Consider the following 17,747-nt stretch of genomic DNA (forward strand, 5'->3'; position numbering starts at 1 on the left):
CCCCGCCATGACAGCGGCCCCGCCCGCACCATCCAGCCCCGCCGGCGTTTGAGGCGCGGGGGCTCGGGGGCAGCGCCCCCGCAACGGCGATCAGCCCGCGTGCTCGACCGGCGCAGGAGCCACGCACGGCTCACCGCTCGCCTGCGCGGGCAACCGCACCGGCTCGGCCACACCCTCGGCGGCCCCGCACTCCATGGCCCGCGGCAGCTTCAGCGCCATCACCGCCCCCGCGAACAACAGTCCGGCACTCACCAGCAGGGTCACGTGCAGCCCGTGCACGAACGAGTGCCGCGCCGCCGCGTACAGCGCGGCCCCCGCCGGCCCTCCGAGGTGCGCGGCGATCTGATAGGCCTCGCCGAGAGAGTTCGCCGCGCCCGCCGCGTCCGCCTTCGAGACCCCCGGCACTCCCACGAGCCCCGGCCGGTACGCCGCGTTCATCACGCTGCCCAGCAGCGCGATGCCGATGCCCGCGCCCAGCTGGTACGAGGTCTCGCCGATCGAGGCCGCGCCGCCCGCGGTGGCCGCCGGGGCCTCGCTGAGCATCGACTCGTACGCGGCGAAGAGCGTGGTCTGCAGTCCGAAGCCGAGCAGGATGAAGCCGACGGTCAGCAGCAGCGGCCGGTCCTGCTGGCCCATCAGCGTCAGCAGCAGCACGGCGAAGGCGGTCAGCAGGAAGCCCAGCGAGACCATCGTGCGCGGCCCGACCCGGCCCAGCGTGTACGACCCGGTGGCGCCCGCGGCCATGGCGGCGAAGGTCAGCGGCAGCAGCCGCAGGCCCGTCTCCAGCGGGCTGAGTTCCAGCACCAGCTGGAGGTACTGGACGGCGATCAGCTCCAGGCCGACGAGGGCCAGCATGGCGAGCACGATGCAGGCCACCGAGGTGGAGAAGGCGGCGCGGGAGAACATCCGCATGTCGATCAGCGGGTGCGTCCGCCGCTTCTGCCGCCGTACGAACAGCACGAGCAGCACCGCGCCGAGCAGCAGCGGGACCACGGCCTGTGCGTCCAGGAGGTGGCGTTCGGCGCCGAGCCGCTTGATGCCGAGCACCGAGACGAGTACGCCGGCGGCGGCCATGAGCGCGCCGACCACGTCCCACGGTCCGTCCGCGGCGCCGCGCGACTCGGGCAGCAGCCAGCGTCCGAGCGGAAGGATCAGTGCCATCAGCGGGATGTTGATGAGGAAGACCGAGCCCCACCAGAAGTGCTGGACCAGGAAGCCGCCGAGCACCGGCCCGCTCGCGGCGCCGACCGCGGCGACGGCGGTCCAGATGCCGATGGCCAGGGCCCGCTCGCGCCGGTCGGGGAAGACCTGGCGCAGGATCGACAGGGTGGCGGGCATGATCATCGCGCCGCCGATGCCCAGCAGGGCGCGCGCGGCGATGAGGACCTGGGCGTTGTCGGCGAGGGCCGCTATCGCGGAGGCGACGCCGAAGAGTCCGTAGCCGAGGAGGAGGATGCGGCGGCGGCCGACCCGGTCACCGAGGGTGCCGAAGAGGATGAGCAGGGAGGCGCAGACCAGCGGGTAGGCGTCGACGATCCAGAGGAGTTCGATCGGGCCGGGGCGCAGGTCCTCGGTGATGGAGGGGACGGCGACGTGCAGGATGGTCGCGTCGAGTGCGACGAGGACCAGGCTGACGCAGAGAACCGCCAGGACGACCCAGCGGTTGGCTCCGCCGGAGGCCGCGCTGAGCCGCTGCCAGGGGGAAGGGGTCCTGGCCCCGGCCGCGTTCGTCCCCGACATGCATGTACCTCCCAGGTGATCCCTCGCGCTCGGCGGACCAGCGTCTTGTGGAGCCACGGGGGGTGGTGCGCTGTGCGGCGTCCAACGGGGTCCGGCATCGACACGCGAGTGAACGGTCAGCGTACGCGAGTTCGTCCGTCCGACACGTGGCCAAGCTCTCATCCCGGCGACGGCCCCGGTGTGGTGTGCGCCACTCCCGCGCCCCCGATCCTCCCCCGCGTACACGCGCGCTCACGGCCGGTGGTTCTCGGACCCGGGCAGGGCCCGGCGCCACCGATAATCATGCCCGTGAAAGATCTTGGATTTCGCCGGGCCGCGCCCGCGCTGGCCGTCTTCGCGGCGGTCCGGCTGCTGGGGCTGACCGTGCTCGCGGTGTGGGGCGCGGCGGCGGGCAGCAGCCCGCACACGCTGCTGTCGGCCCGCTGGGACTCGCTCTGGTACGCCCGCATCGCCGCGGAGGGGTACGGGTACGAGGTGGTCCTCCCGAACGGGGACGTCCACTCGAACCTGGCGTTCTTCCCGCTGCTGCCGTGGCTGGAGCGGCTGGTTTCGGCGGCGACCGGACTGTCGTACGGCTCCGCCGGCCTGGTGGTGTCGGCGGTCGCGGGGCTCGCCGCGGCCTGGGGGATCTTCGCGGTGGCCGATCTGCTCCACGGCCGCCGGGCTGGGGTGTTCGCGGTCGGGGTCTGGGCGGCGCTGCCCGTCGGGATCGTGCAGTCGATGGCGTACAGCGAGTCGCTGTTCACGGCGCTGGCCGCCTGGGCGCTGTACGGGGCCCTGCGCGGCCGGTGGCTGACGGCGGGGCTGCTCGCGGCGGGTGCCGGGCTGACCCGCCCGGTCGGTGCGGCGGTGGTCGCGGCGGTGTGGGTGGCGGCCGTTCTGGGCTGGCGTCGCGGTGAGCGGTCCTGGCGGATGGCGGCGGGCGCGCTGCTGGCTCCGCTGGGAGCGGCGGCGTACGTGCTGTGGGTCGGCGCGCACACCGGGAGCGGGCTGCTCGGGTACCTGGAGGTGCAGGGCGGCTGGGGCAACGGCTTCGACGGGGGCTGGGCCTTCGCCCGGTTCGTCGGCGCGAAGCTGGCCTCGTCCGCCTTCCCCGCCGGGGTGGGGCTGATCGCGGGGGTGGTGCTGGTGCTGTGGCTGTACGCGACGTGCGTGCGGCAGCGGCAGCCGGCGCCGCTGCTCGTGTACTGCGGGATCGTCGTGGCGCTGGCGCTGTGCGCTTCCGGGTACTTCGGCTCCAAGCCCCGGCTGCTGCTGCCGGCCTTCCCGCTGATGCTGCCGCCGGCGCTGGCGCTGGCCGGGTGGCGGACCCGGCGGGCCGCCCTGGTGCTGGGCGCGGCGGCCCTGGTCTCGGCGCTCTACGGGGCGTTCTGGCTGAACGGGTCGGGGCCTCCCTAGAGTCCCCACATAACGGAATGAATCATTCCCATCCATCTTTCAGCAAAAGAAATGACCTGCGGCAATAAAGTTCGGGTAAGCGGCCGAAACAATTGCCGAGACAGTGGATCACCCTGGTTCCAACCACTGCCGAAATACCGCGAATTAAGCACCGCGTGAGACCAACTCCACATCACATGGTCATCACAAAGCCCGCGATTCGCCCGGGCCGACCAGCGGCGCGCGGTAACGTCGATTGAGTGCGTACCGACCAAATCCTGACCCGTCTGGAGCGGGTGTTCGCCCGGCTGGACCGGGAACCAGAGCGACCGGCTCATCTGCAAACCCCGCAGATGAGCCGGCACCGCGTCGTACTCCTGGGATCGACCCTCGTCTTCTATCTCGCAATCGTGGTGGCCGTACTGACCACTTCGTGGCTGGTCCGCCTGGACTGGCAGATCATGTTCTTCCGGCCCTACGAACAGTGGCCGCAGGTACACGCCTTCCTCGACTACCTCGTCGTGCTCGGCCAGCGCGGACCCACCGCGGTCATGGTCGCCGCCTGGCTCGGCTGGCGCTGCTGGCGCCAGCACACCCTCCGCCCGCTGATCACCCTCGGCGTGGCACTGCTCCTGCTCAACGTCACCGTCGGGTCCGTCAAGCTCGGTCTCGGCCGGCTCGGCCCGCACTACGCCACGGAGATCGGATCCGCCGAACTCTTCGCGGGCGGCGATATATTTCCTTCCGGCCACACCGCCAACGCCGTCGTGACCTGGGGGATCCTGGCCTACCTGGCCTCCACCGTGGTCACCCGGCGGGTGCTGTCCGTGGTGTCCGCCGTCGTCTCGCTGAGCGTCGGCGCCACCACCGTGTACCTCGGCACGCACTGGGTCAGCGACGTTCTGCTCGGCTGGTCCGCGGGTCTGCTGATCCTGCTGGCCCTGCCCTGGTTCGAGCCGCTCATCGCCCGGAGCGAGGCCTACGTCTTCGACCTGCGCGAGCTGCTGCGCCGCCGCGCCGAGACCGGACGGATGCCCGCGCCGGTCGTCTCCGCGCTCACGCCGCTGCTCTCCGCGGGCGGCAAATGGCAGCTGCGGCGCGTCGACGGCCCCGTCGCCGAGGAGCCGGTTCCGGTCCCCGCCGCGGCCGTTGCCGGCGCGGCGCACTCCCCGGCTCCCCGGCCCGCCCCGCACCCGGCCGCGGCCCGGCCGCACCTGATCCGCTCCGAGCGGACCCCGGTCACCCCGGTCGGCAGCCGCCGCCCGGCCCACACCGAGCGGGCCGCCGCCACCCGGGGGGCGGCCGCCCGGCCGATCGCCGGCGGCTGACGGATCCACCGCGGGTCGGTACGCACCACCTCACCCGCGACACGAGGCGGGCCCGGTCTCACCGACCGGGCCCGCCTTCGTCGTTCGTCAGCGCCGCGCCCGGACGTTCGTCCGTCCCGGGTCACGCTTGTGTCACAGAATATCAACAGCCGCACATTGTTTTCCGAACCGCGACACGCCCGACGTGCAAGGACTTTGGAATTTCCCCCGAGCGGCCCGGAATTCGTGGCGGACATTGCCACGGTCCTCATGGACCAGACCAGCTGAATCCCCCTCAGGTCCGCTACATTTCCTTCACTTCTCCTGGATCCACGGCCCTCCCCAGGAGATCCCGCGCGACCCTGATCCGGTCCGTCAGCTCCGGCGGCTCGACCACTTCGAACTCACAGCCGAGCAGCATGATGTGAATCACCAGAACGTCCAGGCTCACCGCCCCGGTGCGCAGCAGACAGCTCTGCCCGTCCACCGGTTCCAGGACTCCGTCGCTCGGCCCGACGATCCGTCCCGCCTCCTGCGCCGAAACCTTCAGCCGCACCACCGCACGGGCGGCGTACACCCGCTGCGACACCCCCTCGGAGACGTGCGCGGCAAGGTCCTCGGCGGGCGGCGGACGCGGGGTGAACCGCGGTCCGTGCGGCGGTCTGGGCTCGATCCGGTCGGCTCGGAAGGTCCGCCACGCGTCCCGGTCCAGGTCCCAGGCGACCAGGTACCAGCGCCGCTCGGTGCAGACCAGCCGGTGTGGCTCGACGGTGCGGCGGCTGACGGTGTCCTCGTGGTCCCGGTAGCCGAAGCGAAGCCGCTCACCGTCACGGCAGACGGAGGCCAGCTCGGTCAGCACCGAGGCGTCCACGGTGGACCGCTCGGCCCCCCGCAGCATCGGCACGGTGAACTCGTTGAGCGCGGACACCCGGCGCCGCAGCCGCGAAGGCAACACCTGCTCCAGCTTCGCGAGGGCGCGTACGGAGGCCTCCCCGATCCCCTCCACCCCGTTCCCCGCGGCGGTCCGCAGCCCGACGGCGACGGCCACGGCCTCGTCGTCGTCCAGCAGCAGCGGGGGCAGCTCGGCCCCCGCCCCCAGCTGGTAGCCGCCGCCGGTCCCCGGGCTGGCGTTCACCGGGTACCCCAGCTCCCGCAACCGGTCCACGTCGCGCCGGACCGTGCGCGCGGTGACCCCGAGGCGCTCCGCGAGATCGGCCCCGGTCCATTCGCGGTGGGCCTGCAACAGGGACAGGAGGCGCAGGAGTCGTGCGGAGGTGTCGAGCATTCCCCGAGTCTGCCAGCGGAGCCCGGCGGCGCGGAGCCGCGCGGAATCCGGCCGGGCAGCGGGGTCTCAGCAGGGCGGCGCCGGCGCGTCGTGGCCGCTGAGCTCGATCAGCCCGCACAGGCTCTTCAGCGACACCTTCCAGACCCCGTCGTCCAGCACCGCGACCCCCTTGCCGTCCTCCAGCGCCGGGATGCCGCTGACCATCAGGTCGTACGTCACCTTGGCCTCGGTGGGCGAGGTGAAGGTGATGTCCGTGATCTCCACGGAGGTCTCGGGGGCGTTGGCGTCGGCCCCGAAGAGGCCCAGCAGCACGGCGAGCGTCTCACCGTGCTGCAGCAGCTCGGCCTTCTCCTTGACGGAGGTCTCGGGGTCGAAGAAGGTGGCCCAGTTCTTCTCGATCTGCGCCTTGGCGGCCTCGGGGTCCGCCGGGCCGTCCACGGCCGGCACGGCGGCGGCCACGGCCGCCGGCGGGCCCGGGGATCCCCGTTCTCCCGGCCCGGAGGCCGGGGACCATCCCGCGACGGCCGGTACGGCCAGCAGGACTGCGGCCGCCGCGCAGGCCGCGGCCCGAGGGTGTCTGCTCTGGACCATCTGACTCACCACCGGCTCCGAGCGAGCCGTTCGGCTCGGTGCTTCCAGGGTCAGTGCCTTCAGGGCATCCCGCAACGCGCGGACCTGCCGTGCCGGGCCGCGGCGATGCGGTGCTCTCAGCCGCGGGCCGGAGCCTTGGCGGGCGGCGGCGACGGCGACGGCACGGCGGGGGACGCGGCGTCCGGCCGGGCGGGAACCGGCCCGACCACAGGCTCCGGCCGCGGTTTCGGCTCAGGCTTCGGTTTCGGCTCAGGCTTCGGTTTCGGCTCAGGCCCCGGTTCCGCCTCCGGCCGCGGTTTCGGCTCAGGCTTCGGTTTCGGTTCCGGCTGCGGCTGCGGCTGCGGCTCGGGGACCGCCAGCAGCATCCCCACCGCGATCGCCTCCGATCGCGGCCCGATCAGCTCCCGGTTCGCCTCGTACAGCGCCCGCCACCCGCCCCGCACCCGGTGCTTGCGTGCGATCGACACCAGCGTGTCCCCGGCCCGCACCGCGTGCATCCGCCCCGCCAGCCCGTACCGCTTCGAGCACACCGGCCACGCGTTCCACCCCTGCGAGCCGAGGAGGTCCTCCGCGATCCTGATCTGCTGTCCGCGGGTCGCGAGGTCGGCCCGCAGGGCGAACGCCAGCCCCCCGTACTCCTCCCAGGTCGGCTGCCAGAACTGCAGCCCGCCGTAGAAGCCGTTGCCGGTGTTGACCGCCCACCGTCCACCGCTCTCGCAGTCGGCCACGCAGTCCCAGGGCCACTCCCCGCCCGGTCCGCAGTCCCCCGGCCCGCTGCCGATCACCCCCGGCGAGCCGGGGTGCGCCGCTCCCGCCGGTCCGGGCGCGGGCGGTGGCGGAGCCGCGGCCGCCGGGTCGCAGGGAGGGAGGAGCACCAGCACGGCGGCGGCAACGGCGACGCCGCAGGCGGCGGCCCGGCGGATCCGGAAGTTGGGCATCGGGTCACGCTATGCAGCCCCTTGCGGCCCCCTCCGGCCCGCCACGCGGCGGGTCACCGCACCCCACCCGGTCGGCCGACCCGCCCCCCCCTGCCCCAAACGGCCATACCCAGCCGCCAACTGACCACAACCAGAAAACAGTTGGCACGAAAACAACGCTCCAGTCGGACGGTTCACTCTTCCGGGGGCCCGGTTCGATTCCGTTCCCTCCAATGGCGTGACCCCCGCCGCCGCTCGTCCGTTGAGCCCGGCGAGCCGGGAGTCCCCCGGCCCCGCACCTATGCCGAGGAGCCACCCCGTGCCGCGCATGCTCGACGTCAGTGATGAGGTACGTGCCGAGATCGGTGACGAAGAAGCCGACAGGCTGCTCGTCGGCGAGGACGCGCCGCGCAGTTACGACTGCACTTCCTGCCGCACTCCCGGCGACCCCGAGAACGACCGCACCAGCACGGTGCTGTTCGTCGGCGAGGAGACGGCCGTCCTCGCCTTCGCCCACGCCACCTGCATCCCCTCGCAGGTCGTCTCCGTCTCGGAGGAGCAGCTCCAGGGTGCCGTCCGCAGCATCACCGGCGACAGCCCGGCGCCCGGCGCCGACGGCAACGCCCCGCAGAACGTGCCCGGCGGCCAGGCGGTCCTCGGCATCACCAGCGGCCTGATCCTGATCGGCGGCGAGCTGCACCCGGCCCTGGTCGTCGAGCCGACCGCGCCGATCGCCCGCCCCGGCAGCGACGGCCCGGGCGACGACTTCCTGCCGCTCCTCATCGAGCAGGGCTTCATCCCGGTCACCGACACCGCCGAGCTCCCCACCGTCCTGGGCGGCTGGTCGGTCCTGCTCGCCGGCGGCCAGCTGCACGCCGTGCTGCAGCCGGGCTCCGAGGGCGGCGGCCAGGTCGCCTGGTGGCAGGCGCACCAGGCGCTGTCGGTCACCGACGGCTGGCGCACCGCCGTCCAGAAGACCCAGCGCGTGCTCATCTACGCCGCCCCGGTCGGCTCCATCGGCCAGCAGCCCCGCGAGGACCTGCTGCGCGACGCGCTGGACAAGGCCGCCGCCGCGGGCAAGCTCGTGGCCGCCGCGATGCCCCTGGCGGGTTCGCCCGGCGCCTGACCGAGGCGGTACCGGAACGGCCGCCAGCCCCCTGACGAGGGGGCCCGGCGGCGTGCGCCGGGGGTGTGCGGTCCGTCCCGCGCACCCCCGGCGATCTGCGTTTCCTCCCCTGTCACCCCGCATCCGCAAGCCGTCGGTTTCGTTGGCTGATACGTGCATTCATACGACTCCTCCCGCGCCCCGTCCTATCCGAGCACCGTCCCCGCGATGCGCCCCGTACGCGACCGGGACAGCGCACCGGCCGTCTCGCACACCCCGATCTACGACACGCTGTACTCGGAGTACCTGCGTGCCTTCCGGGCCCTGCCGGGCGACCGTTCGGGCGAGGAGGACCTCGGGTTCACGGCCTTCTCCTACGGGAGCTCCTACACCGGCGGCGCCGGCTCGTACGGCAGCGGCTGGAGCGGTTCCGCGTGGCAGCGGACCGACGACTGGCAGCCCTCGTACACCCCCCAGCCGCAGCCGGCGTACGCGTACGCGGGCCCCTCCGGATACGCCGGCGGGCGGCAGCACCAGACCGGGATGACGCACATCCCGGCGGCCCTGCCGCCCGCTCCTCGCCGGGGCTACTGACCCCGGACAGCGCTTCCGCGCACCGCTGCTCGCGCTGCTACTTCTTCTTCTTGTACTGGGCGCCGCGCTTCTCGCGCACCCGCACCGAGATGTGGATCGGGGTGCCCTCGAAGCCGAACTCCTCGCGCAGACGTCGCTCGATGAAGCGGCGGTAGCCGTGCTCCAGGAAGCCGGAGGCGAAGAGGACGAACCGCGGCGGCTTGCTGCCCGCCTGGGTCCCGAACAGGATGCGGGGCTGCTTGCCGCCGCGGATCGGGTGCGGGTGGGCGGCGACGACCTCGCCGAGGAAGGCGTTCAGCCGGCCGGTGGGGACGCGCGTCTCCCAGCCCGCGAGGGCGGTCTCGATCGCCGGGACCAGCTTCTCCATGTGGCGGCCGGTGAGCGCAGAGACGTTCACGCGAGGCGCCCAGGCGACCTGCTGCATCTCGGTCTCGATCTCGCGCTCGAGGTAGTAGCGGCGCTCCTCGTCGAGCTCGTCCCACTTGTTGTACGCGATGACGATCGCGCGGCCGGCCTCGACGGCCATGGTGATGATGCGCTGGTCCTGGACGCTGATCGTCTCGGTGGTGTCGATCAGGATGACCGCCACCTCCGCCTTCTCGACGGCGGCGGCCGTGCGCAGGGAGGCGTAGTAGTCGGCGCCCTGCTGCAGGTGGACCTTCTTGCGGATGCCGGCGGTGTCGACGAACTTCCAGGTGATGCCGCCGAGCTCGATCAGCTCGTCGACCGGGTCGCGGGTGGTGCCGGCCAGCTCGTTGACGACGACACGGTCCTCCTTCGCGACCTTGTTGAGCAGCGAGGACTTGCCGACGTTCGGACGGCCGATCAGCGCGATCCGGCGCGGGCCGCCGGGGACGGCGCCGCCGAAGGTCTGCGCGGGAGCCTCGGGCAGGGCCTCCAGGACGGCGTCGAGCATGTCGCCGGTGCCGCGGCCGTGCAGCGAGGAGACCGGGTGCGGCATGCCGAGGCCGAGCGACCACAGGGAGGCCGCGTCGGCCTCGCCGCTCTGGCCGTCGACCTTGTTGGCGCACAGCACGACGGGCTTGCCCGCCTTGCGCAGCAGCCGTACGACGGCCTCGTCGGTGTCGGTGGCGCCGACCTTGGAGTCGACGACGAAGACGACCGCGTCGGCGGCCTCGATGGCGTATTCGGCCTGGGCGGCGACGGAGGCGTCGATGCCGAGGACGTCCTGCTCCCAGCCGCCGGTGTCGACGACCTTGAAGCGGCGGCCGGCCCATTCGGCCTCGTACGTGACGCGGTCGCGGGTGACGCCGGGCTTGTCCTCGACGACCGCCTCGCGGCGGCCGATGATCCGGTTCACCAGGGTCGACTTGCCGACGTTCGGGCGGCCCACGACGGCGAGGACGGGCAGCGGGCCGTGGCCCGCCTCCTCGATGGCGCCTTCGACCTCCTCGATGTCGAAGCCCTCTTCCGCGGCGAGCTCCATGAACTCCGCGTACTCGGCATCGCCAAGTGCTCCGTGGTCGTGCTGGTCGTTCATGAAGTCCGTTCCTCGTCGTTCGTGGTGGTCGGTGGTACCCGCGCAGCGCGGTTCCACTACTGGTTCAAGTCTCGCTCAGCGCCCGGTGAGGCGCTTGGCGTCGGCCAGGTGGGCGGTCAGCCGGTCCTGGATGCGTGTGGTGGCCTCGTCCATCGCGGTACGGGTACGTCGGCCCGTGCCGTCGCCGGCGTCGAAGGCGGAGCCGAAGACGACGTCGACCCGGCTCTTGAAGGGCGGCAGCCCCGGGATCAGCTTTCCGCGGTTCTCGCTGCTGCCGAGGACGGCCACGGGCACGATGGGCGCTCCGCTGCGGACCGCGAAGTACGCGAGACCCGCGCGCAGCGAGGCGAAGTCCCCCTCGCCGCGGGTGCCCTCGGGGAAGATCCCCAGGGCCCCTCCGTTGTCGAGCACCTTCAGGGCGCGGCCTATCGCCGTCCGGTCGGCGCCGGTGCGGTCGACCTTGACCTGCCCGATCCCGTCGAGGAAGGGGCCGAGCGGGCCGACGTACGCTTCCTTCTTGATCAGGAAGTGCAGGGGCCGCGGCGCGGTGCCCATGACCATCGGGCCGTCTATGTTGTGCGAGTGGTTCACGGCGAGGATCACGGGACCGGAGGCGGGCACCTTCCAGGCGCCCAGTACGCGCGGCTTCCACAGCCCGTACATGAGCCCGATGCCGATGCGCCTGCCGACCGCCGCACCCGTGAGGGAGGGCGATTCGCTCACTTGCGGCCCGCCCGCTTCTCTTCGACCAGGGTCACGACGCATTCGATCACCCGGTCGAGCGTGAGCTCGGTGGTGTCCACCTCGACGGCGTCGTCGGCCTTGGCCAGCGGGGAGGTCTTGCGGCCGGAGTCGGCCGCGTCGCGCTTGATCAGCGCCTCCTTGGTGGCCGCCAGGTCGGTGGCCTCCTTGCCGCGGAGCTCTCCGCTGCGCCGGGCGGCCCGCGCCCCGGCGGAGGCGGTCAGGAAGATCTTGAGGTCGGCGTCGGGCAGGACGGTGGTGCCGATGTCCCGGCCCTCGACGACGATCCCGTCGGCCTCCAGGGCCGCCGCGGCGGCGATGGAGCGCTGCAGCTCGGTGATCAGGGTGCGCACCTCGGGGACCGCGCTGACGGCGCTGACCTTGGAGGTGACCTCCTGGGTCCGGATCGGCCCGGCGGCGTCCAGCCCGTCGACGGTGATCGTGGGGCCGGCCGGATCGGTGCCGGACACGATGGACGGCTTGCCGGCGGCGACCGCGACGGCCTGCGGGTCGTCGGTGTCGACACCGTTGGTGATCATCCACCAGGTGATGGCCCGGTACTGGGCACCGGTGTCCAGGTAGCGCAGCCCGAGCTTGGCGGCCACGGCCTTGGAGGTGCTGGACTTGCCCGTGCCGGAGGGACCGTCGATGGCGACGATCACGGCGGACGGAGCTGCGGTTTCCACGGTGCGGGCACCTTCCTGGTTGCGCGTACGTGTCCGGGCGCGGCAAAACGCCCCTCCCCAAGGTTACCGGCCCCCCGACAGCTCCCGGCCCCGCCCTGCATTTCGGCTTCGCCGCACCGTCCGGCCCCGCGGGCGTTCGAGGCGTGGGGGATCCTCCCCGGACGGAGTCCGGGGAGGATCCCGGGCCGAGCCCCGATCCTCGTCCGCGGCGAAACCCTGGCCCTGATAAGGGCAGAGCCCCCGGCGGCGGCACCGCACCGCTACTGCTGCCGCAGCGCCCAGCCCCGTTCCCGCAGCTCGGCCGTCAGGCCGGCCACCGCCCGCGGCTCCACCATCAGCTGCACGAGCCCCGCCTGCTGCCCCGTCGCGTGCTCGATCCGCACGTCCTCGATGTTGACCCCCGCCCGCCCCGCATCGGCGAAGATCCGCGCCAGCTCCCCCGGCTGGTCGCTGATGAGCACGGCCACCATCTCGTAGACCGTCGGCGCCGCGCCGTGCTTGCCCGGCACCCGCACCCGGCCCGCGTTCCCGCGCCGCAGCACGTCCTCGATGCCCGCCGCGCCGCCGCGCCGCTTCTCCACGTCGGCCGACTGGAGGCCCCGCAGCGCCTCCACGGTCTCCTCCAGGTCGGCCGCGATCCCGGCGAGGACGTCGGCCACCGGTCCCGGGTTGGCCGAGAGGATCTCGACCCACATCCGGGGGTCGGAGGCCGCGATCCGGGTCACGTCCCTTATGCCCTGCCCGCACAGCCGGACCGCCGTCTCGTCGGCCTCCTCCAGCCGGGCCGCGACCATGCTGGAGACCAGCTGCGGGGTGTGCGAGACGAGCGCCACCGCCCGGTCGTGCGCGTCCGCGTCCATCACCACGGGGACGGCCCGGCACAGGGCCACCAGCTCCAGCGCGAGGTTCAGCACCTCGTGTTCGGTGTCCCGGGTCGGGGTCAGCACCCACGGGCGGCCCTCGAAGAGGTCCGCGGTGGCGGCGAGCGGTCCCGACTGCTCCTTGCCCGCCATCGGGTGCGTCCCGATGTACGCGGCGAGGTCGACGCCGAGCGCCGCCAGCTCCCGCCGCGGACCGCCCTTGACGCTGGCCACGTCCACGTAGGCCCGCGCCGCCTTGCGTCCGATCAGGTCGGCCAGGGTCGCCGCCACGTGGGCCGGCGGTACGGCGACGATCGCGAGGTCGACCTGGCCCTGGGGCGCCTCGTCGGTGCCGGCCCCGAGGGCGGCCGCCGTGCGGGCCCGGTCCGGGTCGTGGTCGGCGAGGTGCACGGTGATCCCGCGCGCCGCCAGGGCGAGCGCCGCGGAGGTGCCGATCAGTCCGGTTCCGATGACGACGGCAGTTCTCACGGGCGCTCCAGGGTTGCGTACGGCACGGTGACGGGACTGCCTGGCCAGGGTAGCCAGAGCGGACGCGCGAAGGCCCGGCGGTCCGTCCGGTGGGACGGCGGCCGGGCCCTGACGGACCGTCGTCCGCGACGGTCAGAGCACCTGCGCCTTGATGATGTCCTCCAGCGAGCCGGACGGGACCTGTCCCTGCGGCGTCAGCTTGTCGACCGCCTGCGGCAGGACCTGCGCGATCTGGTCGGCGGCCTGCTCCGGCGAGATGCCGGCCTGTTCCGCGGCCTTCTGCAGGGCCCCGTCCGGCAGCGCCTCCTTGATCTGGTCGGCGCTGACGGGCTTGTTCTCCCCGGTGCCGATCCAGGACTGCGCCTGGTCGGCGAGGCCGGACTTGGTCAGCATGTCCAGCAGGCCGCCGAGCGGATTGTTCGCGCCGTTGCCGCCGGCCGCCTGGCCGGCGCCGCCGCCCGTCAGCGCGCCGAGCAGCGAGCCGAGGATGTCGGCCCCGCCGCCGCTCCCGCCCTGGCCGCCGCCGCCCCCGAGGAGGCCGCCGAGAAGGGAGCCGAGGTCGTTACCCGCCATGGTCCTGCCTTTCGAAGAGGGGCCGGGCCGCGCGGCAGCGCCGTACCCGGCTTCGAGTCACGGACAATGTCACCCGTACCGCCTCATGTCGCCACCTGATGCGCGGGCCTCCGGCCGCTGCGGTAGAACGATCGGCATGATCTTCCACATCGTCCCGCTCGCCGACTGGGCCGCCGCGCCCGGGCTCCCGTTCGCCCCGCCCTCGCTGGACTCGGAGGGTTTCGTGCACTGTTCGGCCGATCGCCCCACGGCGCTCGCGATCGCCGACGCGCACTACCGCGGGGTGCCGGGTACGTTGCTCGCGGTGGAGCTCGACGAGGACGCCCTGACCGCGGAGGTCCGCCGGGAGGGTGAATCGGGCGTCCGCTACCCACATGTTCACGGCCCGCTGAACCGGGAGGCCGTGATCCACGTGTGGGAGGTCGTACGCACTCCTGGCAGTCCTGCCTCACTGGCCCCATGGGAACCGGTCCGGTGAGACGGCGCGGCACGCTTCACCTGAGGCTCGCCGCAGGCCAGGATGCTGCACGCCCTTCCCGGCCACAACGCGAGGAGAGACTCATGAGCGACCCCACGCACACCGCCCGGCGCACGGTACTGGCGGCGGGCGCGGCCGCCCTGGCAGGCGGTGCGCTCACCGCCTGCGGCAGCGACGGTGAGAAGTCCCCCGAGGGACAATCGAACGGCTCGGCGTCCGCACCCGCCGCCTCGACCGCCGCCACCCCGGAATCCGGTTCGGCGGGCGCGCAGGTCCTCGCCAAGACCGCCGACGTGCCCAAGGGCGGCGGCACGATCCTCAAGGAGGAGAAGCTCGTGGTCACCCAGCCCACGGCCGGGTCCTTCCGCTGCTTCACGGCGGTCTGCCCCCACCAGGGCTGCCTGGTGAACAAGGTGGAGAACGGGAGCATCGACTGCTCCTGCCACGGCAGCAAGTTCGCGATCGCGGACGGCGCGGTGACCAAGGGTCCGTCCACCAAGGGACTGGCGGAGAAGAAGATCAAGGTCGCGGCGGACGGCAATATCTCGCTCGCATAGCGGCAGGTCAGACACCCCATGTCGTTTGGTGTCAAGCGGCATGGGGGTGGGTGTGGTGGGACCAAGCGGTCGCTTCGTCGTAGCGGGTGCGGGTTTTGAGGCAGCCGTGGAGGATGCCGACGAGCCGGTTCCCGAGCTGGCGGAGGGCGGGGTTGTAGCCGGCCTCACGGGCGCGTTGCCTGTCGTAGTAGCCGCGGGCGCCGGGTGAGGACCGCAGGGCGGAGAACGCCTGGGTCTGAAGCGCGTCGGCGAGCCGGTTGTTGCGGACGTAGCGGGCCTGGACGGTGTGGCTCTTGCCGGAGGCCCTGGTGATGGGGCTCGTGCCGGCGTAGTTCTTGCGGGCCTTCGCGGACGTGTATCGGGTGGGGTCGTCTCCGAACTCGGCGAGCACCCGGGCGCCGACGATCTCACCGATGCCGGGCATCGAGAGGTAGATCTCAGCGTCCGGGTGCGCCAGAAAATGTGCCCTCACCTGCTCTTCCATCACGGCGATCTGCTCGTTCAACGCGATGATCAGACGGGCGTGAGCGGTGGCGGCGGCCGCGTAGGCGGCGGTGACCGGCTCGGGCAGGCCGAGCTGCCGCTCACGCAGCGCGCTCTGGACGGTGGCCGCTTTCGCGTCCCGGTTGTGGCGGCGGTGGCGGGTCAGGACGGCGGTGATCTGGGTGCGGGTCAGCTTCGCCGCCGTGGCCGGGGTGGGTGCCTTGATCAGCAGTTCCAGCGCGTCGGTGCTGGTCAGGGTCAGGTCCGAGTAGGCGTTCAGGGCGGCGGGGAAGTACTCGCGCAGTGTGGTGCGCAGCCGCTGGAAGGTGCGGGTGCGTTCCCAGATGAGGGTCTGGTGGGCGCGGGCGACGACCTTGACGGCCTGGGCCGCCTCGCTGTCGCCGGCCACCGGCCGCAGCTGGGCCCGGTCGATGCGGACCATGTCGGCGAGCGCGTGCGCGTCGCCCTTGTCGCTCTTGGCTCCGGAGGAGCCATACCGTTCCTTGAAGCGGTTGACCTGCCGGGGGTTGACCGCGAACACCTGGTAGCCGGAGGCGATCAGGGCCTGCACCCACGAGCCGCGGTCGGTCTCGATTGCGACCACGACGCCGGCCGGGTCCAGGTCCTCACCGCCGTGGCGGGCGACGAGTTCGTGCAGTTTCGCGATGCCCGCCACTCCTTCGGGCAGGTTCGCGGCGGCCAGTTTCCGGCCGGTCTCGTCCTGGACCTCGACATCATGGTGGTCCTCGGCCCAGTCATCACCGATCAGCAGCAACAGACCCTCCCCGGTCACGTACTTCACCCAGCGGTGCAGCCTGCGGAAGGCACGGCACGCGGCCTAATGGATCCAGTGCTCACGCCCCGTGGGGCGGGCACGCCACCCCATCAGCGGTCTGGCCTCCCGGCCGACCAGCAAGGGCACGGTCTGACCTCAGAGCTCGAAGGCTCCGGCGTCGAAAGTGCTCACCAGCTGGCGGCTACGGAACCGAGCATTCCCCGGTTCCGTAGCTCCCATTAGGCGTCTACCCTCCCCGGATGGACGATCTGACGCTGGTACGGGACCACACGGTCTACCGGTGTGTGATGGGTTCCCGGGCGTTCGGGCTGGCGACGGAGGCGAGCGACACCGACCGGCGCGGTGTCTACCTCGCCCCGACGCCGCTGTTCTGGCGGTTCGAGAAGCCCCCCACGCACGTGGAGGGCCCGCGGGACGAGGAGTTCTCCTGGGAGCTGGAGCGCTTCTGCGCACTCGCGCTGCGGGCCAACCCGAACATCCTGGAGTGCCTGCACTCCCCCCTGGTGGACGAGCTCACGCCGGTGGGTGAGGAACTGCTCTCGCTGCGCGAGGCCTTCCTCTCCCGCCGGGCCCACACCACCTTCAGCCGGTACGCCGCCTCCCAGCACGGCAAACTCCTCGCCGACGTCCGCGTCCACGGCGCCCCGCGCTGGAAGCACGCCATGCACCTGCTGCGCCTGCTGCTGTCCTGCCGCGACCTGCTGCGCACGGGCCGCCTGAGCATCGATGCCGGCCCGCACCGCGACCGCCTCCTCGCCGTCCGCCGCGGGGAGCTCGCCTGGGACGAGGTCGACGCCTGGATGGCCCGTCTCCAGGAGGAGACCGAGACCGCCCTGGCCACCACTCCCCTGCCCGCGGAGCCGGACCTCGCCCGTGTCGAGGACTTCCTGGTGCGGGCCCGCCGCGCGTCAGTCGCGTAGCGCCCGGCGCCGTACGACGAACTCGTCGAGGGCGTCGTACGCCGACCCGTGCTCGGGCAGCGCGGAGGCGGACCGCGCCCCGTCCAGGACCGCGTGCAGCGCCTCGAAGTCCGCGCGCACCCCGCCGACGGCCGGGCCCTCGTAGCCCCCGTGTTCGGCGGCGGCCTTCGCCTCGATCAGGGCGGCGAGGTACGGGGGCGCCTCGGGCACCTCGGCCAGCAGGGTCGGCAGGTGCGCCTGCACCGTGCCCGACCGCATCAGGTGGATGCCGGTCAGCAGCGCCCGGAACGCGTAGAGCAGCGGCTTGAGTTCGGCGGCCTTCTCGAAGAGCCGCCACTGCGTGTTGGCGAACCCCCGGTAGTGGTGGGCGTGGTGGGAGGTCAGCACGCCCGGGGCCAGCGCGATCAGCTCCTCGTGCGCCGGTGTCGTGTGGACCACGAGCGGGGAGAGCAGCTGTTCCAGGACGTAGCCGTTGCGGTTCAGCATCAGGCGGACAAACTTGCGCAGGTCGTGCGTGACGAGGTCCATCTCCACGTCGTCCCGGTCCCACATGCGGGTGCGGGTCTCCTCCGGTTCGCGCAGGCCGAGGAGGGCCTGCGCCGGCAGGAGATGGGCGCCCCGCAGGTCGATGTCGGAGTCCCGGGACGGGAAGCCGTACAGGTGGGCGCCCGACACCGTGGCGAAGAGCAGCGGATCGGGCTGCTCCGCCACGACGGGGGTCAGGTCGATACTCAGTGCGTCCAGCAT

Annotated in this window: 17 protein-coding genes and 1 pseudogene; 7 read left to right on the forward strand and 11 right to left on the reverse strand. The window is 72.6% G+C overall.

The genetic code is table 11. The features are described from left to right. Window positions 1-90 precede the first annotated feature (90 nt). Window positions 91-1,740: an MFS transporter gene (locus tag OG332_RS09980; protein ID WP_327413112.1), complete on the reverse strand. Its 1,650-nt coding sequence runs from the start codon at window positions 1,738-1,740 to the stop codon at window positions 91-93. 282 nt (window positions 1,741-2,022) lie between these two features. Here OG332_RS09980 and OG332_RS09985 point away from each other — a divergent pair, with 282 nt between their 5' ends. Next, complete coding sequence (locus OG332_RS09985) at window positions 2,023-3,138, forward strand: hypothetical protein (RefSeq protein WP_442816129.1); 1,116 nt, start codon at window positions 2,023-2,025, stop codon at window positions 3,136-3,138. A 239-nt stretch (window positions 3,139-3,377) separates the two neighbouring features. Next, a complete protein-coding gene (locus tag OG332_RS09990; protein WP_327413114.1) occupies window positions 3,378-4,445 on the forward strand; it encodes a phosphatase PAP2 family protein in 1,068 nt (355 codons plus the stop codon). Window positions 4,446-4,728: 283 nt separating this feature from the next. On the opposite strand, the gene OG332_RS09995 is transcribed toward OG332_RS09990, so the two are convergent. The 3 genes from OG332_RS09995 to OG332_RS10005 form a co-directional block, all read right to left on the reverse strand. Further along, window positions 4,729-5,709 carry a helix-turn-helix transcriptional regulator gene (locus OG332_RS09995; RefSeq protein WP_327413115.1) on the reverse strand — a complete coding sequence of 327 codons (981 nt, stop codon included), beginning with the start codon at window positions 5,707-5,709 and terminating at the stop codon, window positions 4,729-4,731. A 66-nt stretch (window positions 5,710-5,775) separates the two neighbouring features. Then, on the reverse strand, window positions 5,776-6,300 hold the full coding sequence (locus OG332_RS10000) for a hypothetical protein (protein WP_327413116.1): 525 nt from the start codon (window positions 6,298-6,300) through the stop codon (window positions 5,776-5,778). A 116-nt stretch (window positions 6,301-6,416) separates the two neighbouring features. Continuing rightward, a complete protein-coding gene (locus OG332_RS10005) occupies window positions 6,417-7,238 on the reverse strand; it encodes a LysM peptidoglycan-binding domain-containing protein (RefSeq protein ID WP_327413117.1) in 822 nt (273 codons plus the stop codon). Window positions 7,239-7,536: 298 nt separating this feature from the next. Between OG332_RS10005 and OG332_RS10010 the strand changes: the two genes are divergently transcribed. Both OG332_RS10010 and OG332_RS10015 read left to right on the forward strand, forming a co-directional pair. Continuing rightward, the gene (locus OG332_RS10010) at window positions 7,537-8,343 is read left to right on the forward strand and encodes a hypothetical protein (RefSeq protein WP_327413118.1); all 807 of its coding nucleotides are present in this window, start codon (window positions 7,537-7,539) and stop codon (window positions 8,341-8,343) included. Between the two features lie 207 nt (window positions 8,344-8,550). Next, window positions 8,551-8,916, forward strand: a complete 366-nt coding sequence (locus tag OG332_RS10015) for a hypothetical protein (RefSeq protein ID WP_327413119.1) — start codon at window positions 8,551-8,553, stop codon at window positions 8,914-8,916. 37 nt (window positions 8,917-8,953) lie between these two features. Here the strand turns inward: OG332_RS10015 and der are convergent, their stop codons facing one another. From der to OG332_RS10040, 5 genes and pseudogenes are all read right to left on the reverse strand, one after another. Further along, complete coding sequence (gene der / locus OG332_RS10020; RefSeq protein WP_327413120.1) at window positions 8,954-10,417, reverse strand: ribosome biogenesis GTPase Der; 1,464 nt, start codon at window positions 10,415-10,417, stop codon at window positions 8,954-8,956. Window positions 10,418-10,492: 75 nt separating this feature from the next. After that, entirely contained in the window at window positions 10,493-11,182 is a 690-nt protein-coding gene (locus OG332_RS10025; protein ID WP_327413121.1) for a lysophospholipid acyltransferase family protein, read from the reverse strand. Next, the gene (gene cmk, locus OG332_RS10030; protein ID WP_327413122.1) at window positions 11,137-11,844 is read right to left on the reverse strand and encodes a (d)CMP kinase; all 708 of its coding nucleotides are present in this window, start codon (window positions 11,842-11,844) and stop codon (window positions 11,137-11,139) included. The genes OG332_RS10025 and cmk overlap by 46 nt, the downstream gene beginning before the upstream one ends. A 260-nt stretch (window positions 11,845-12,104) precedes the next feature. Then, window positions 12,105-13,193 carry a prephenate dehydrogenase gene (locus OG332_RS10035; protein WP_327413123.1) on the reverse strand — a complete coding sequence of 363 codons (1,089 nt, stop codon included), beginning with the start codon at window positions 13,191-13,193 and terminating at the stop codon, window positions 12,105-12,107. A 132-nt stretch (window positions 13,194-13,325) separates the two neighbouring features. Next, a pseudogene (locus tag OG332_RS10040) lies at window positions 13,326-13,787 on the reverse strand (YidB family protein); the annotation flags it as partial. Window positions 13,788-13,902: 115 nt separating this feature from the next. On the opposite strand from OG332_RS10040, the gene OG332_RS10045 reads away from it, so the two are divergent. After that, complete coding sequence (locus tag OG332_RS10045; protein WP_327413125.1) at window positions 13,903-14,244, forward strand: DUF952 domain-containing protein; 342 nt, start codon at window positions 13,903-13,905, stop codon at window positions 14,242-14,244. A gap of 83 nt (window positions 14,245-14,327) precedes the next feature. Next, on the forward strand, window positions 14,328-14,801 hold the full coding sequence (locus OG332_RS10050) for a Rieske (2Fe-2S) protein (RefSeq protein WP_327413126.1): 474 nt from the start codon (window positions 14,328-14,330) through the stop codon (window positions 14,799-14,801). Window positions 14,802-14,832: 31 nt separating this feature from the next. Here OG332_RS10050 and OG332_RS10055 read toward each other — a convergent pair whose 3' ends face one another. Next, window positions 14,833-16,059: an IS110 family transposase gene (locus OG332_RS10055; protein WP_327419166.1), complete on the reverse strand. Its 1,227-nt coding sequence runs from the start codon at window positions 16,057-16,059 to the stop codon at window positions 14,833-14,835. A 260-nt stretch (window positions 16,060-16,319) separates the two neighbouring features. Between OG332_RS10055 and OG332_RS10060 the strand changes: the two genes are divergently transcribed. Further along, window positions 16,320-17,000, forward strand: coding sequence for a nucleotidyltransferase domain-containing protein (locus tag OG332_RS10060; RefSeq protein ID WP_442816130.1), 681 nt, complete (start codon window positions 16,320-16,322; stop codon window positions 16,998-17,000). On the opposite strand, the gene OG332_RS10065 is transcribed toward OG332_RS10060, so the two are convergent. Continuing rightward, a complete protein-coding gene (locus OG332_RS10065) occupies window positions 16,989-17,747 on the reverse strand; it encodes a nucleotidyltransferase domain-containing protein (protein WP_327413127.1) in 759 nt (252 codons plus the stop codon). The genes OG332_RS10060 and OG332_RS10065 overlap by 12 nt on opposite strands.

It is taken from the genome of Streptomyces sp. NBC_01233 (assembly GCF_035989305.1).
GTDB lineage: Bacteria > Actinomycetota > Actinomycetes > Streptomycetales > Streptomycetaceae > Streptomyces.